A 15,198-nucleotide genomic window follows, 5' to 3' on the forward strand; every position below is an offset into this window, starting at 1 on the left:
GCCCAATGTGGCGGGAAATCGGCGGATTAACGGCTTCGAAGGACTTCCGACAGTTTCGCAAACACCGCGCCGTTACCGGCAATCACCATCCTGTCATCGAAGATGCTGCGCCCTTCGTAGAGCGGGGCGACGAAGCCGCCGGCTTCGCGGACAAGGATCAACCCCGCGGCGATGTCATGCGGGTTCACCTCCCGCTCCCAATACCCTTCGAACCGTCCCGCGGCGACATAGGCCAGATCGAGCGAGGCGGCGCCCGAGCGGCGTACACCGGCACATTGCGGCATGAGCTTCGCGAGATCCTGGATGGTGGCCGGCAGCGTCGTCTTCGCCCCCCAGGGCACGCCGGTCGCGAAGAGCGACTCGCTCATCCGGGAGCGGCCCGAAACGCGGATGCGCATGTCGTTCAACCACGCGCCGGCGCCTTTCTCGGCGACATACATCTCGTCCTTTGCGGCGTCGAAGACGACACCGGCGATGATCTCGCCCTTGTGCTCGAGCGCGATCGAGATCGCCCAATGCGGCAGGCCGTGAAGGAAATTGGTGGTGCCGTCGAGCGGGTCGACAATCCAGCGCCGCGTCGGGTCGGCGCCGGCGACGTCCGCGGATTCCTCGGCATGCCAGCCATAGGTCGGCCGCGCCGTGGTGAGTTCCTCGCGGATGATTTCCTCGGCGCGCAGATCCGCCTTGGTGACGAAATCGCCGGGACCCTTGGTGCCGACCTGAAGATTCTCGACCTCGCGGAAATCCTTGACCAGCGAGCGGCCCGCCTTGCGGGCGGCCTTGATCATGACGTTGAGATTTGCGCTGCTGCCCTGCATGGCCGAGGCTCCTTTGGTTCAGGGCGCGGCTATACGCTGCGGACAGCCCGATTCCAAGGCCGAATCCCGCCGGGTGCGGACGGTCACGCCGGTCGTTGAAGCTTCACGGGTATCTCGCGGCCGAGTTTCAGGAAATGCGCCATGTAAGGCCGCTCGATCTCGTCGCTGCGGGTGGCGGCATAGAGCCGGCGCGTCAGACCCGTTTCGGTAAGGGGCCGGGTGACGAAGTCTGCATTGCTCCTGACGTCGCGCACGACCCAGTCGGGCAGCACGGCAACGCCGCGCATCGAGGCCACGAGCAGCAGGATGACGGCGGTGAGCTCCACCTGACGGATGCCGAGCGGCTCGACCCGGCCCGGCATCAGGAGCTGGCTGAAGACGTCGAGCTTGGATCGGGCCACCGGGTAGGTGATGAGGATCTGGTCGCGGAAATCCTCAGCCGAGATGAAGGGACGCTCGGCCAGCGGGTGGCGGGCGGCAGCGACAAAGACCGGCGAATAGTCGAAGAGCGGGTTGAAGGTGACGCCCTCGATCGCTTCGGGGTCCGACGATATGACGACGTCCACTTCCTCCTTCCAGAGCGCCGGAAGGGCGTCGAAGGCAAGGCCCGGGCGGATGTCGACATCGACATCGGGCCAGGCCTTGCGAAACTCCTCAAGCACCGGGAAGAGCCATTCGAAACAGGCGTGGCATTCGATGGCGATGTGCAACCGTCCGGTCTTGCCGGCGCGAAGGCCCCGGAATTCCTCCTCAAGCGCCGCCATCTCGGGCAGCACGCGCTCAGCCGTGCGGAGCATACGAAGGCCGGCGGCGGAGAGCTTGAGCGGCTTGGAGCGACGCGCGAAGAGCTCCATCCCTGCCTGGTCCTCCAGCCCCTTCACCTGGTGACTGAGGGCGGACTGGGTGATATTCAGGATCTCGGCGGCGCGCGCGAGGCCGCCGGCCTCGTGGATGGCCTTGATGGTTCGCAGATGGCGGAGCTCTACATGCATGCGCGGCTCATGATCTTTGTGAAGATTATGAATTTGCTTCAGGGCTCGCGATATGCGACTTCCGTCAGCGACACAAGAGGGACCGAATCCGTCATGACCGCGCCGCATGTTTCCTTTGAATTCTTCCCGCCCCGCTCAGTGGAGGCTTCCTTCCGGCTGCACGAGACAGTGCAGTCGCTTGCCCCGCTCAACCCCGACTTCGTCTCGGTGACTTACGGCGCCGGCGGCACCACGCGGCGGCTGACGCATGAGGCAGTCTCCGCGATCCACCGCACGACCGACCTCAAGGTGGCGGCGCATCTGACCTGCGTGGATGCGACGCGCGACGAGACGCTGGAGATCGCCCGGGGCTATGCCGCGGAAGGTGTGACCGACATCGTGGCGCTCAGGGGCGATCCGCCGAAGGGTGCGACGCGATTCGAGCCGCACCCGCAGGGCTTCGCCGACAGCTGCGAGCTTGTCGCGGCGCTGCGCGAAACAGGCGATTTCACCATCCGCGTCGGAGCCTATCCCGACCGGCATCCGGAGGCGTCGAGCGACACCGCAGATGTCGAATGGCTCAAACGCAAGTTCGAGGCGGGCGCTGATGCCGCGATCACCCAGTTTTTCTTCGAGGCTGAGACGTTTTTCCGGTTTCGCGACGCCTGTGCCAAGGTCGGCATCGACAAGCCGATCCTGCCTGGCATCCTGCCGATCGAGCACTGGGCGGGCACGAAACGCTTCGCCGAGCGGTGCGGGACCAAGGTTCCGGCCTGGCTCGACGACGCCTTCGAGAAGGCCGCACGGGATGGGCGCGAGGAGATCCTTGCGATCGCCGTGGCGACCGAGCTTTGCTCGGAGCTGATTTCGGGCGGCGTGGAGCACCTGCACTTCTACACTCTGAATAAGCCGCATCTGACGCATGACATCTGCCGCGCCCTCGGCGTGACACCGGACACCCGCCTGCAGGACGTCGCCTGAAGCGACGCGCGCGGGATCACGGCAGATTCAAGCGCCGGGAGCCTGGAGCGTCTTGGGCGTAAGCCCGGCGGGTAACGCTTCTGTGCCGGCTCGCCCGCGACAGGTTTCTATGGACACGGCCGATTCACCGAACCGCCCCCCGCGCCCGCCCGCCTGCGCGGCTTTGGTGTTTTGTCTTGGCATATCGAAAGCAGTTTGCTATTCGAACCTCCGCATTTCGGATCCTGCGGTCGGCGAGGGCAATTCGCCGCCAGGCGCGTGGTCAGGATTGACCGGTAGAACTCTCCGCAAAGCCAACAACGTGGCCGTCGGAGCACCGGCAGTCCCCGGAGAACCTCTCCGGGCAGGCCGCGTCAGTACTGGAAGTGACGCAACGGCGATGCTACCTGATGTATAACTCGTGGACCGATTTCCGCGGGAGGGTCGATTTCGAAAGGTTTGGGCAAGACAGCGAGCACGTGTTGGTGATCGAGGACATAGAACTTCCGAAGGCGTTAAAACGCGACAAGGATCTGCGCACGCAATACGGCGCGCTTTGCTACCGCATGATGCGCGGCAAGGTGCAGGTGCTGCTGATCACGTCGCGGACGCGCCGTCGCTGGATCATTCCCAAGGGCTGGCCGATGAGCGACCGGTCCCCGGCGGAGGCTGCGAGCCTGGAAGCCTGGGAAGAGGCAGGCGTCAGTGGCAAGGTGTCGGGGGACGTTGTCGGGTATTTCCCCTACACGAAATACGGCGACGGTCTCGGACCGGACCTGCCCTGTGTCGTCTGCGTCTTTCCGCTGAAGGTGAAGTCGCTGGCCAAGGAATTCCCCGAGCGCCACGAGCGCCGCCGCAAGTGGTTCTCTCCGAAGCAGGCCAGCAAGAAGGTGGCCGAGCCGGACCTGCGCCAGTTGCTGCGGGACTTCAAACCTCCCAAATCCTGACGCGCCCCTTTGAAATCGCCGCGCGCAGGAGTACATTTTATCTGAATGATCAAGTACAGCCTCAAATGTGCCGAGGGTCACAGCTTCGAAAGCTGGTTCGCGTCGGCGGACGCGTTCGAGACGCTCAGGATCTCGGGCCATGTAAATTGTGCGGTCTGCGGTTCTCCCAAGGTTGAGAAGGCGATGATGGCGCCGCGAGTTCTCTCGGGCGAGTCAGGGGCAGAGACCGACGAGAAGGAGCCCGCCCGGCCGCTGAGCGCCCCTGCAACCCCCGCCGAACAAGCGCTTGCGGAGTTGCGCCGGCGGATCGAGGCCGAGAGCGACTATGTCGGACGCGACTTCGCCCGCGAGGCACGCGCCATGCATGACGGCGAGGTGCCGCACCGGTCGATTCATGGCGAGGCCGATCCGAAGGAGGCACGGCGCCTGATCGAGGACGGCGTGCCGGTAATGCCGCTTCCCTTCGCACCGCGCCGCAAGACCAACTGAAGTCGGCTTACGCTGCCCGGCCGGACATGTGACGGCGGTAGATCTCAATCATCCAGCCCAGCATGATCGCGTTCAGGATATGCCAGAGGAAATGCGTGCCCAGCGGGAAGGCAGTGCAGACTGACATGTCGACGGACCGGAACCCGAGCGAGACACAGAGCAACACCGCGCCGACGGCGAGCCCGCGTGCCGTTTCGGGAGCCCTGCGCCGAAGCGCCAGCGCGTAAAGCGCGATGAGCAGCGGCACCGGCCAATAGGCAGCCGAAATCTCGAAGCCCGGCAGGCTCTGGAAGAGCGGCACAGTGGCCGCGGCGTAGGGAAAGAAACCGGCGGTGGCGAGGAGGGCAAGCGGCGTGGAAAGGCCCCAGTAGTCGCGGTTTGCGGCAAAGACATAGAGCAGGATGAAGAGCGTGATTGGCGTGGTGTCGGCGATTGCGCCCCAGACTGTCGCATGGGTGTGAAAGAGCCAGGAGCCGATTCCGATGGCAGCGAGCACGAGGCACATCGCGCGGGCGAGCGGTAGGCGATCTGTGTCCAAACGGCGCCAGAGCAGTGCCGCGGCGACGAGGAAGGCGAGGTTGGTGAGCGCGTTGACCGGCTCCGACCAGTAGCTGAAGTCGGTCCGTTCACAATAGCCGTCAACCTGCCGCAACAGACCTTCCATTTGTTCCTCTCCGGAGTAGGCTGCCCCGCGAAGGCTTAGCTCGTTCCCGGGAGGAGACAAGATGAAGATCACCTGGCTCGGCCATTCAGGCTTCCGTATCGAGATCGCAGGAGAGATCCTGCTGGTCGATCCCTGGTTCACCGGCAACCCCGTTTTCCCCGCCGACAGGCAGCCCGAGGCGATCGCAGGAGCGACGCATATCCTGCTGACCCACGGACATGGCGATCATTCGGGCGACGCGCTGGCGATCGCCAAGGAGCTCGGCGTGCCGCTCGTCGGCATCTACGACCTGATGTCGCATTGGGAAGCGACCGAAGGCGTGAGTGTCATAGGCTTTAACAAGGGCGGCACGGTAACGCTCGGAGATGTCGCGGTGACGCTGGTGAACGCGACGCATTCCTCCTCGATCGGCACCGATCACGGGCCGATGTATGTCGGTGGAGAGGCCGGGTTCATGATCGCGGGCGAGGGTCACGTGATCTATGTCAGCGGCGATACCGACGTATTGGCCGACATGGCCATATTCGCGGAACTGCACAAACCCGATATCGGCATCCTCTGCGCCGGCGGCCATTTCACGATGGACATGGAACGCGCTGCGTTCGCGGCCAGGAAGTTTTTCGATTTCAAGGTAGTGTTCCCGTGCCACTACAAGACGTTCCCGCTGCTGGCGCAATCGGCACAGCCGCTGGCGGACGCTCTGCCGGGGGTTGACGTGAAGACCCCCGAGGTGATGGAGACGGTCGAGATCTGACCGTTCAGCGCCGGGTGGCGAAGAATGCCTTCAGCAGCCGCTCGGCCGGCTCGGCCGCGATGCCGTCGTAGATCTCCGGCACGTGATGCGCCTGAGGATGGGTGAAGATCCGCGGCCCCTGCGCCACGCCGCCGGATTTCGGATCTGCCGCGCCGTAGCAGAGCCGCGCAATGCGCGCGGCCGAGATCACCATCGCGCAGGCAGGACAGGGCTCGAGCGTGACGTAGAGCGTGTGGCCCGGCAGGCGCTCGGAGCCAGCGGCCCGGCAGGCGGCGCGGATCACTTGCACCTCGGCATGGGCCGTCGGGTCGCAGAGCTCGCGCGTCCGGTTGCCGTCGCGCGCCACGACACGGCCCGCGGGGTCGACCAGAACCGCGCCGACCGGCACCTCGCCGCGCGCGGCCGCCGCCCGCGCCTCTTCCAGCGCCTCTTCCATATGGCTCGTGAACGGGCTCATGCCACCTGACTGCCCGTGCCCGCGCCCCTTGGCAAGCCCGCGCGCGCGGCGTATCCGGGCGCATGAACGAGAAAACAGATACACCCCCTGCCGGCGAACGCATCGCCAAGGTGATCGCCCGGGCCGGCCACGCCTCGCGCCGCGAGGCCGAACGGATGATCGAGGCCGGCCGGGTCGCGGTCAACGGCAAGGTGATCGGGAGCCCGGCGCTCAACGTCACCGCGGGCGACAAGATCACGATCGACGGTGCGCCGCTGGCCGACACCGAGCCGCCGCGTCTCTGGCTCTACCACAAGCCGTTGGGGCTGGTGACCACGGCGCGCGATGAGAAAGGGCGGCGGACGGTCTTCGACGCGCTGCCGGAGGAGATGCCGCGGGTCGTCTCGGTCGGCCGGCTCGACATCAATTCGGAGGGGTTGCTGCTCCTGACCAACGATGGCGCGATCAAGCGGCGGCTGGAATTGCCGTCGACCGGTTGGGTGCGGAAATACCGGGTGCGGGTGAACGGACGGCCCGACGACGCGACTTTTGAACCGCTGCGCAGGGGCGTCGAGATCGACGGTGAGCGGTTCCAGCCGATGTCGGTCACGCTGGACCGCCAGCAAGGCGCAAATGCCTGGGTCACCGTCGGCATCCGCGAGGGCCGCAACCGCGAGATCCGGCGGGCGATGGAGACGATCGGCCTGCCGGTGAACCGGTTGATCCGGGTCGCCTACGGGCCCTTCCGGCTCGGCGACCTGAAGCCGGGCGCGGTGGAGGAGGTCAAGGGCCGCGTGCTGCGCGACCAGCTCGGCCTCGACAAGGATTTCGTGCCGCTTGCCGCCCCGAAACGCCGCCCCACGCGCAAGCGGCGCTGACCCCTTCCCCGGGAACCAGGTCGATGCAAGCCGGGAAGCAGAGGCACCACGGTCCTGTGTCTTGCTCGGACGGCGCGGGCGGCGGTTTCCGCCGCAATCCCGTGGCGTGGAGATTTAGCGCTGGAAGTGGTTTTCCCGAGAGTCCAGTTTGCGGCTGGGCGTCGCGACGGCCCGACACGAACCAAACCTGGAAGGCGCGCAATGACCGACCCGACCTATGATCCGAGCAGCGATGGCGCCACGATGTCCTTCGCGCAGGAGATGTCCTATGGAGACTATTTGCGCGTGGATAACCTGTTGGCGCTCCAACACCCGCTTTCGGATGCGCATGACGAGATGCTCTTCATCATCCAGCACCAGACCAGCGAGTTGTGGATGAAGCTCGCGATCCACGAACTGGCGGCCGCGCGCGCCGCGCTTCAGGCAGAGGAACTGGCCCGGATGTTCAAGATGCTGGCGCGGGTCAGCCGTATCTTCGAACAGCTCAACGCGGCCTGGGATGTGCTCCGCACCATGACGCCTGCCGACTACACGCGGTTCCGCGAGACACTTGGCGCGTCCTCGGGGTTTCAGTCCTATCAATACCGGATGATCGAGTTCATCCTGGGAAACCGGAACGCCAACATGCTCCGACCGCATGCACATGTTCCGGAGGTGCACGCGGCCTTGGCGAGCGAGATGGCGCGCCCGAGTTTTTATGACGAGGTGGTCCGACTCCTGTTCCGGACCGTCGACGGGAGCTCAGACGCCATGCCTGCGCCGCAGCTCGACAGGCCGCACCAGGCGGACGCGGCAATCCAGTTGCGCTGGAAACGCGTCTACGAGGATATCGACCGCTACTGGACGCTCTACGAGCTAGCGGAAAAGCTGGTCGACATGGAGGACTACTTCCGCCGCTGGCGCTTCAACCACGTGACCGCTGTGGAACGGGTGATCGGGTTCAAGCGCGGCACCGGGGGCACGTCCGGGGTTCAGTATCTGCGCCGCATGCTGGATGTCGAGCTGTTCCCGGAACTCTGGCACCTGCGAGGAGAGCTCTGATGACACGCCTGCCGCGAAAAGACCTTTTCGACCTGCCCGAGGGGATCGTCTATCTCGACGGGAACTCGCTCGGCCCGCTGCCGAAGGCGGCCCGCGCCCGGGCGCTCGAGGTGATCGAGGCGGAATGGGGTCAGGAGCTTATCAAGGCGTGGAACACCGCCGGGTGGATGGGGCTGCCGCAGACGGTCGGCGATCGCATCGCGGGGCTGATCGGCGCGCCAGCGGGCTCCGTTGCGACCGGCGATACCCTTTCGATCAAGGTCTATCAGGCGTTGGCCGCGGCGCTGAAACTGCGCCCCGACCGAAAGGTCATCCTGTCGGACAACGGCAATTTCCCGACCGATCTCTACATGGCCGAAGGGCTGATCGACACGCTCGACAGAGGCTACGAGCTACGCACGCCCGCCCCCGAAGACGTGACGGCACATATCGGCGAGGACGTGGCGGTCGTGATGCTGACGCAGGTCGACTATCGGACCGGCCGGATGTACGACATGCAGGCGGTGACACGTGCGGTTCAGGCTGCGGGCGCGGTGATGATCTGGGATCTCGCGCACAGTGCGGGTGCCGTGCCGGTGGACCTGACCGGCAGCGGCGCGGAGATTGCGGTGGGCTGCACCTACAAGTATCTCAACGGCGGTCCCGGAGCGCCGGCCTTCATTTATGTGCGTCCTGACCTCGTCGCGGATATCCGGCCGGCGCTTTCCGGCTGGATGGGGCACGACGCACCCTTTGCCATGGAGCGGCACTACCAGCCTGCGATGTCCACCGAGCGGCTGCGCATCGGCACGCCGCCGATCGTGCAGCTCTCGATCCTCGACGAGGCGCTGAAGATCTGGGACGGTGTCGACATGGCGGAGCTGCGCGCGGCCTCGATCGCGCTGAGCCAACGTTTCATCCGGGAGGTCGAGGCCCGCTGCCCCGAACTGGTGCTCGCCTCGCCGCGCGATGCGACTGCACGCGGCTCTCAGGTCTCCTTCGCCTTCGACCAGGGGTATGCGGCCATGCAGGCGCTGATCGCCCAGGGGGTGATCGGAGATTTTCGCGCGCCCGACATCATGCGCTTCGGCTTCACGCCGCTCTATCTCGACGAAGGCGACATCGTGATCGCGGCGGAACGCATGGAACGGGTGTTCCGCGACGCGCTCTGGAAAGACCCGAAATTCCAGACGCGGTCCCGGGTGACCTGAGGCGCGGGAAACTGCCGGACGGACGCCGCGGACGGCGGCGCTGGAAAGGCTCAGATCCCGAGATACCGGTCGGTGATGTCGTGCGAGAGCGCGGAGATGTCGCCGACCCAGACCGACGTTCCCTTCTCGAGGATGACCGCTCGATTGGCGATCGCGCGAAGTTCCTTCAACGACTTGTCGACGACGACGATGCCCATGCCGGTTTCGGCCTTCAGCCGCGCGATCGCGGCCCAGATCTCCTGCCGCACGACGGGCGCGAGCCCTTCGGTCGCCTCGTCCAGCACGAGCAGGCGAGGATTGGTCATCAGGGCGCGCCCGATCGCAAGCATCTGCTGCTCGCCGCCCGACAGGGTGCCCGCACTCTGGTCCTTGCGATCTTCGAGCTGCGGGAAGAGCCGCGTCACCGCAGGCAAATCCCACGCTCCCCGCCGCGCCGCGGCGATCAGGTTCTCGCGCACGGTGAGATCCCTGAAACAGCGGCGCCCTTCCGGGACCAGCCCGACACCGAGGCGCGCGACGCGGTGCGCCGGGAGCCGGGCAATATCCTGTCCGTCAAAAAGGACCGACCCGCCGCGGTTCCTGAGCAAGCGGCAGATGACCTTGACCGTGGTCGACTTGCCCATACCGTTGCGCCCCATCATGGCGACAACCTCGCCTTCGCCGACGGACAAGTCGACATCGAACAGCGCCTGGGAATGACCGTAGAAGGCCGAGACATGGGTCAGTTTCAGAAGGCTCACGATGCTTCCTCGCCCAGATAGGCCGCGCGCACATCCGCGTTGGAGCGGATCTCCTCGACACTGCCGGATGCGATGATCTCGCCGTAGACCAGCACGCTGATCCGGTCGGCGAGCGAAAAGACCGCGTCCATGTCATGCTCGATCAGGAGGATCGGGGCCCTGTGGCGCAGACCGTCGAGGAACCCCACCAGCCGCTGCGAACCTTCGGCGCCCAGCCCGGCCATGGGTTCATCCATCAGGAACGCCTTGGGCGACAGGGTCAGCGCGACGGCGATTTCGAGTTGGCGGCGCTGACCGTGGGACAGGTCGGAGGTCCGGAGCGACCGGAACTCCTCGAGCCCGACCTGTTCCAGCGCGCTTTCGGCAGCCTCCAGCAAATCCGAGTCCCTCATCGCCCGGTTGAAGAAACGGAAGATATCGCCGCGATGGCCGAGCGCCCCCAGGACCGCGTTCTGCAGCACCGTGTACTCCATCGCCAGCGACGAGATCTGGAAAGTGCGTCCCATTCCCATACGGGCCCGCGCGGCAGTGCTGAGGTCACTGACATCCCGACCGTCGAAATGCACGCGGCCGGAGTCGGGGCGCAGGTTCCCGGCGATCTGTTTGATCAGCGTGGACTTGCCCGCGCCATTCGGACCGATCAGCGCGTGAACCTCGCCCGGACGCAGGCCGAGGCTGATATTCCTGCTCGCAACGAGCCCGCCGAAGCTCTTGGTGAGGCCCCGGACATCAAGGACGGGTTCAGTCATCGGCCTGCTCCCGCCCGGCCAGGAAGCCGTAGAGCCCACCACGTGCAAAGAGGACCACGCCGAGGAGGATCGCGCCGAGATAGATGTGCCAATACTCGCTCGAGCCACCGAGGCTGTGCTCGAGCAGAATGAACAGGGCCGCGCCCGCCACCGGGCCGAACACCCGCCCGACTCCGCCGAGAATCACGAAGATCATGATCTCGCCCGAGGTTTGCCAGCTCAGCATGGTGGGGCTGACGAAGCGGTTGAGATCGGCGAACAGCGCCCCTGCCAGCCCGGTTATCGCCCCGGAGATGGTGAACGCCGTCAGGTAGAGACGAAAGGGCGCTTGGCCGACCGCCTGAACCCGGTCTTCGCTCTGCCTGGCCGCGCGCAGCATCATGCCGAAGGACGATTGCGCCACGCGGTTGACCGAGAGGAGCACAATCAGGAGCAACGCGTAGCAGATCGCGAAGAACTGGATCGGGTCCATCGTGTTGAGGCCCGGAAAGCCGTTCCGGACATAGATCGAGAGCCCGTCCTCGCCGCCATAGGCCGACCAGGAGATGGCGAAGTAATAGAGCATCTGGCCGAAGGCGAGGGTGATCATGATGAAATACACCCCCTTGGTCCGCAGCGACAGCGCGCCGATGACCAGCGCGGCCAGCGCGCCGGCGCCGATCGCCATGAGCCAGATGACCGGCATGGATTTCGTGCCCTCGATGGCGACGGGCCAGGTGGCAAGCGCGGTGTAGGTCTGGGCGTGGTGCGCCAGGATTCCCATCGCGTAGCCCCCGAGGCCGAAGAAGGCCGCGTGGCCGAAGCTGACAAGCCCGCCGAAGCCGAGCGCGAGGTTCAGGCCGATGCCCGCGATCGCGAAGATCACGGCGCGCGTGGCCAAGGTAATCAGGAACGGCTCGTCAAAGGTCCAGGCCGCCAGCGGCACCACGAGGAGCAGGGTCATCAGGCCCGCGTTCAGGACGGTTTCGCGGGTCACGTCACGTTCCTCCGAAGAGGCCCCTGGGCCGGACAAGGAGAACGCCCGCCATCAGGATGTAGATCGACATCGACGCCAGCGAGGCGCCAACGGAACTTGCCGCCGATGGTTCAAGGAAGAGGCTGAACAGCTTCGGCAGAAGAAAGCGGCCGAGGGTGTCGGTCAGCCCGATCAGGAGCGCTCCGATGAACGCTCCCTTGATCGAGCCGATGCCGCCGATCACGATCACCACGAAGGCCAGGATCAGAACCGGTTCGCCCATACCGACCTGAACCGACTGGATCGCGCCGATGAGAGCGCCGGCCAGGCCAGCCAGCGCGGCGCCGAGGGCGAAGACGAGCGTGTAGAGCCGGGAAATGTCGACCCCGAGGGCGCCGATCATCTCGCGGTCATTCTCGCCCGCCCGGATGCGAATGCCGACGCGGGTCCGCGCGATCATCCAGAACAGGCCGAGGGCCACGAGAAGTCCGACCACGATCAGGCTGAGCCGGTAGCGCGAGTATTCGACACCGAGTGGCAGGGTGACCGTGCCCGACAGATAGTCCGGCACCTCCAGGAACAGCGGGAAGGAGCCGAAGATCCAGCGCGTCCCCTCCGACAGGATCAGGATCAAGGCAAAGGTCGCAAGGACCTGGTCGAGGTGGTCCCGATCGTAGAGCCGTCGGATCACCGTCACCTCGATCACCACACCGGCGATTGCCGCGGCGGCCAGGCTCGCGGCCAGCGCCAGCAGGAACGACCCGGTCGCCGCGGCGGTACCCGCCGCCGCGAAGGCGCCGATCATGTAGAGCGAGCCATGGGCGAGGTTGATCAGTCCCATGACGCCGAAGATCAGCGTCAGCCCTGCGGCCATCAGGAACAGCATCACACCGAACTGCAGCCCGTTGAGCGTCTGCTCTGCGAGGAGAATCCAGGACATGGAACGCCCGTTTCTTTGGGTCTCCCGCCACGCGACCGAAGGCGCGGCGGGAGCGGCCGCATGCTACATTTTGCACTCGTCGGCATAGGCGTCGCCGCGGTCTTCCAGCGCCACCGAGACGATGCGGTTGGTGTACACGTCACCTTCCTTGACCACTTCGCGGACATAGATGTCCTGAATCGGGTGGTGGTTCGGACCGAAGGTGAAGTCGCCCCGGGTCGAGTCGAAATCGGCCGCTTCCAGCGCCGCCCGGAATGCGTCCTGATCGCTGACATCCGCCGTCTCCATGGCCGAGATCAGCAGGTTGGCGGTATCGAAGCCCTGGCTGGCATAGAGCGACGGAAGACGGCCGTACTTGGCCTGGAAGCTCTCGACGAAGGCCGCGTTGGTCGGGTTGTCGAGATCCTTCGACCATTGCGCGGTGTTGTGCACCCCGAGAGCAGCCTCGCCCACGGCCTGCAGGATACCTTGATCGAAGCTGAAGGCCGGCCCCACGACCGGCAGGCCCACGGCGCTGTCGGCATACTGCTTGAGGAACGAAATCCCCATGCCTCCGGGCAGGAAGAAGAACACGCTGTCGGCGCCCGAGGCCCGGATCTGCGCGATCTCGCTGGCATAGTCGGTCTGGCCGAGCTTGGTGAAAATCTCGCCGGCCAGCTCGCCTTCGTAAAACCGCTTGTAGCCGGTCAGAGCGTCCTCGCCGGCCGGGTAGTTCGGCGCGAGGATGAAGGAGTTCTTGTAGCCGGCGGAATTGGCATAGGCACCGGCGGCCTCGTGCAGGGTGTCGTTCTGCCATGCCACGTTGAAATAGTTCTTGTCGCATCCCTTGCCTGCGAGGGCCGACGGGCCGGCATTGGGGGAGAGGTAGAACTTGCCCTGCGCCACCGCAGCCGGCACGACTGCCATGGCGAGGTTCGACCAGATGATGCCGGTCAGGACATCCACCTTCTCGGACTGGATCATCTTGTCGGACAGCTGGACCGCGATGTCGGGCTTGCGCTGATCGTCCTCGATCACGACCTCGATATCGTGGCGCCCGGATTGCTCGACGGCCAGCATGAAGCCGTCGCGCACGTCGATGCCGAGCCCGGCGCCGCCGCCCGAAAGCGTCGTGATCATGCCGACCTTGACGCCTTCGGCCTGTGCGCCTGTCGCCAGCAGTGCTGTGCCCAATGCAAGAATGAGCTGTCTGGAAATCATGTGGGTCTCCCGTTGGTTGATGTCGGCTCTTTTGGCCTTGTTGCAGATTATTTGGTCGTATCCCCGCCTCCTGCGGGCTCGTATCGCCAGGTTTCAGATGTCGCGCCCATCGCAGTCACTGCAGGGCTTGCAAAGGTAGGAAGACTGGCAGGCAGAAAACCATTCACCCCGATCTTATAAGCACAATCCGGGGATTGAGCTACATGACGCCGATTTCTTCGCCGGCGGGCTCGTGCCGCGAAGGTGCCCCTGTCTTGGAGCCTGTCCGAAACGCATCCCCGGAAGGGCACCTTCGATGCGTCAGGTTCGGAATCTCATACAGGATTTTTCACCTGCGTCCATGCTCTGCCGGTCCCCGACGCTGCCCGCGCAGCGCCGACGGCCACGGGCGGGACCGCTGTGGATCAGGAAAACAATGACGAGACCAGCAGCTTCGCGTTGCCTGGGTATTCGCCGATCCGCCGGACCGCGTAGGGCCACCAGTCCTTGCCGAAGGGCAGGTAGAGCCGCACCCGCTCGCCACGCGCCGCCAGGTCCCGGGCAGCCTCCTCGCGCACGCCGAGCAGCATCTCGAATTCGTAGCTCCCTTTCGGCCAGCCCCCGGATTCGGCCGCGGCGATGGCATGGGCGTGAAGCGCCGTATCATGGGTCGCCACGATCGGGTAGAACCCGGCCGCGAAGGCCGCCTCCGAAAACATCCGGTCGATCAGCCGGCGGTAATTCGCCTTGATCTCTGAAACCTTCGTGAAGGCGATCGCATTGCCGCCGACGAAAGCACCGCGCACCAGCCGGACCTTGCTGCCGCGGCGGATCTGTGCCGCGAGATCGGCCTCGGTGCGCCTCAGGTAGGCCTGAAGCGTCAACGCCACCGGCAGGCCGGCATCGGCCAGCGCATCGTGCAGCGCGATGGTCGGGCCGGTGACGCTCTCGTCCTCCATGTCGATCATCATGCAGCGCAGACGCTGTTCCCCCACGGGCCGGTCCGCGATTGCCCGCGCGATGCGTTCGGCCCGCGGGCGGACCAGATCGGGGTCGAGATGATAACCGATCTGAGTCGGATCGACCGAGACGTGGAGGTCGAGCCCGCTTGTCGTGAGCGCCGCGACCGCCGCAAGTTTCTGAGCGACGTTCTCCTCCACCAGTTCGGGCGAGTCGACATATTCGCCCATGAAGAAGAGCGAGCTGCGGATTCCCGCCTCAGCCATCAGCCCTCGTGCCCGGGCCGCCCCGTCCGAGACGTGCTTTCCCGCAACGTAACGGTCGGCGAGGAAGGAAGTGGCGCGGTGGTCCTGCATGAAGGCCTTGATCCGCGGCGACCGGGCGGCCGCGATCATCGTGCCTTGCCAGGTGCGTGCAAACATCGATCCTCTCCTGCTGTGCGGCGGCGCCAAGATAGGTCCGGTCCGGACCGACGCAAGCCGGGCACAGGTCTCGGGTCGATTTGTCTCACCGCGCCGCCAAAGGGG

The 15,198-nt window shown here is 65.5% G+C and carries 17 protein-coding genes; 7 read left to right on the forward strand and 10 right to left on the reverse strand.

All coding sequences use genetic code 11. The features are described 5' to 3' along the window. Positions 1-26: 26 nt before the first annotated feature. Together EU800_RS03605 and EU800_RS03610 are read right to left on the reverse strand one after the other, a co-directional pair. Positions 27-818 (reverse strand): inositol monophosphatase family protein, encoded by a 792-nt coding sequence (locus EU800_RS03605; protein WP_129628637.1) that lies wholly within the window; start codon positions 816-818, stop codon positions 27-29. An 83-nt stretch (positions 819-901) separates the two neighbouring features. Next, a complete protein-coding gene (locus EU800_RS03610) occupies positions 902-1,810 on the reverse strand; it encodes a LysR family transcriptional regulator (RefSeq protein ID WP_129628638.1) in 909 nt (302 codons plus the stop codon). A gap of 93 nt (positions 1,811-1,903) precedes the next feature. Here EU800_RS03610 and metF point away from each other — a divergent pair, with 93 nt between their 5' ends. The 3 genes from metF to EU800_RS03625 all read left to right on the forward strand — a co-directional run bounded on the left by metF (position 1,904) and on the right by EU800_RS03625 (position 4,185). Further along, positions 1,904-2,770 (forward strand): methylenetetrahydrofolate reductase [NAD(P)H], encoded by an 867-nt coding sequence (gene metF, locus EU800_RS03615; RefSeq protein WP_129628639.1) that lies wholly within the window; start codon positions 1,904-1,906, stop codon positions 2,768-2,770. Between the two features lie 464 nt (positions 2,771-3,234). Then, positions 3,235-3,696, forward strand: coding sequence for an NUDIX hydrolase (locus EU800_RS03620; RefSeq protein ID WP_242500393.1), 462 nt, complete (start codon positions 3,235-3,237; stop codon positions 3,694-3,696). Positions 3,697-3,741: 45 nt separating this feature from the next. Beyond that, positions 3,742-4,185 carry a DUF1178 family protein gene (locus EU800_RS03625; protein ID WP_129628641.1) on the forward strand — a complete coding sequence of 148 codons (444 nt, stop codon included), beginning with the start codon at positions 3,742-3,744 and terminating at the stop codon, positions 4,183-4,185. A 7-nt stretch (positions 4,186-4,192) separates the two neighbouring features. Here EU800_RS03625 and EU800_RS03630 read toward each other — a convergent pair whose 3' ends face one another. Beyond that, on the reverse strand, positions 4,193-4,849 hold the full coding sequence (locus EU800_RS03630; RefSeq protein WP_129628642.1) for a ceramidase domain-containing protein: 657 nt from the start codon (positions 4,847-4,849) through the stop codon (positions 4,193-4,195). A gap of 61 nt (positions 4,850-4,910) precedes the next feature. On the opposite strand from EU800_RS03630, the gene EU800_RS03635 reads away from it, so the two are divergent. Further along, entirely contained in the window at positions 4,911-5,603 is a 693-nt protein-coding gene (locus tag EU800_RS03635) for a metal-dependent hydrolase (RefSeq protein ID WP_129628644.1), read from the forward strand. 4 nt (positions 5,604-5,607) lie between these two features. Here the strand turns inward: EU800_RS03635 and EU800_RS03640 are convergent, their stop codons facing one another. Continuing rightward, positions 5,608-6,060 carry a nucleoside deaminase gene (locus tag EU800_RS03640; RefSeq protein WP_129628646.1) on the reverse strand — a complete coding sequence of 151 codons (453 nt, stop codon included), beginning with the start codon at positions 6,058-6,060 and terminating at the stop codon, positions 5,608-5,610. Positions 6,061-6,122: 62 nt separating this feature from the next. Between EU800_RS03640 and EU800_RS03645 the strand changes: the two genes are divergently transcribed. From EU800_RS03645 to kynU, 3 genes are all read left to right on the forward strand, one after another. Continuing rightward, a complete protein-coding gene (locus EU800_RS03645) occupies positions 6,123-6,917 on the forward strand; it encodes a pseudouridine synthase (RefSeq protein ID WP_129628648.1) in 795 nt (264 codons plus the stop codon). A 201-nt stretch (positions 6,918-7,118) separates the two neighbouring features. Further along, the gene (gene kynA, locus EU800_RS03650) at positions 7,119-7,958 is read left to right on the forward strand and encodes a tryptophan 2,3-dioxygenase (protein WP_129628650.1); all 840 of its coding nucleotides are present in this window, start codon (positions 7,119-7,121) and stop codon (positions 7,956-7,958) included. Beyond that, positions 7,958-9,148 carry a kynureninase gene (gene kynU, locus EU800_RS03655; RefSeq protein ID WP_129628652.1) on the forward strand — a complete coding sequence of 397 codons (1,191 nt, stop codon included), beginning with the start codon at positions 7,958-7,960 and terminating at the stop codon, positions 9,146-9,148. The genes kynA and kynU overlap by 1 nt, the downstream gene beginning before the upstream one ends. Before the next feature lie 50 nt (positions 9,149-9,198). Here the strand turns inward: kynU and EU800_RS03660 are convergent, their stop codons facing one another. From EU800_RS03660 to EU800_RS03685, 6 genes are all read right to left on the reverse strand, one after another. Beyond that, positions 9,199-9,888 carry an ABC transporter ATP-binding protein gene (locus EU800_RS03660; RefSeq protein WP_129628654.1) on the reverse strand — a complete coding sequence of 230 codons (690 nt, stop codon included), beginning with the start codon at positions 9,886-9,888 and terminating at the stop codon, positions 9,199-9,201. Beyond that, entirely contained in the window at positions 9,885-10,637 is a 753-nt protein-coding gene (locus tag EU800_RS03665) for an ABC transporter ATP-binding protein (RefSeq protein ID WP_129628656.1), read from the reverse strand. Before EU800_RS03665 ends, EU800_RS03660 begins: the two co-directional genes overlap by 4 nt. Further along, complete coding sequence (locus EU800_RS03670; RefSeq protein ID WP_165354551.1) at positions 10,630-11,613, reverse strand: branched-chain amino acid ABC transporter permease; 984 nt, start codon at positions 11,611-11,613, stop codon at positions 10,630-10,632. The genes EU800_RS03665 and EU800_RS03670 overlap by 8 nt, the downstream gene beginning before the upstream one ends. A gap of 1 nt (position 11,614) precedes the next feature. After that, complete coding sequence (locus tag EU800_RS03675) at positions 11,615-12,532, reverse strand: branched-chain amino acid ABC transporter permease (protein ID WP_129628658.1); 918 nt, start codon at positions 12,530-12,532, stop codon at positions 11,615-11,617. Between the two features lie 63 nt (positions 12,533-12,595). After that, positions 12,596-13,732, reverse strand: a complete 1,137-nt coding sequence (locus EU800_RS03680; protein WP_129628660.1) for an ABC transporter substrate-binding protein — start codon at positions 13,730-13,732, stop codon at positions 12,596-12,598. A 404-nt stretch (positions 13,733-14,136) separates the two neighbouring features. Beyond that, positions 14,137-15,093 carry a proline dehydrogenase family protein gene (locus EU800_RS03685; protein ID WP_129628662.1) on the reverse strand — a complete coding sequence of 319 codons (957 nt, stop codon included), beginning with the start codon at positions 15,091-15,093 and terminating at the stop codon, positions 14,137-14,139. Between the last annotated feature and the right edge of the window lie 105 nt (positions 15,094-15,198).

Source organism: Tropicimonas sp. IMCC6043, assembly GCF_004146235.1.
GTDB lineage: Bacteria > Pseudomonadota > Alphaproteobacteria > Rhodobacterales > Rhodobacteraceae > Tropicimonas.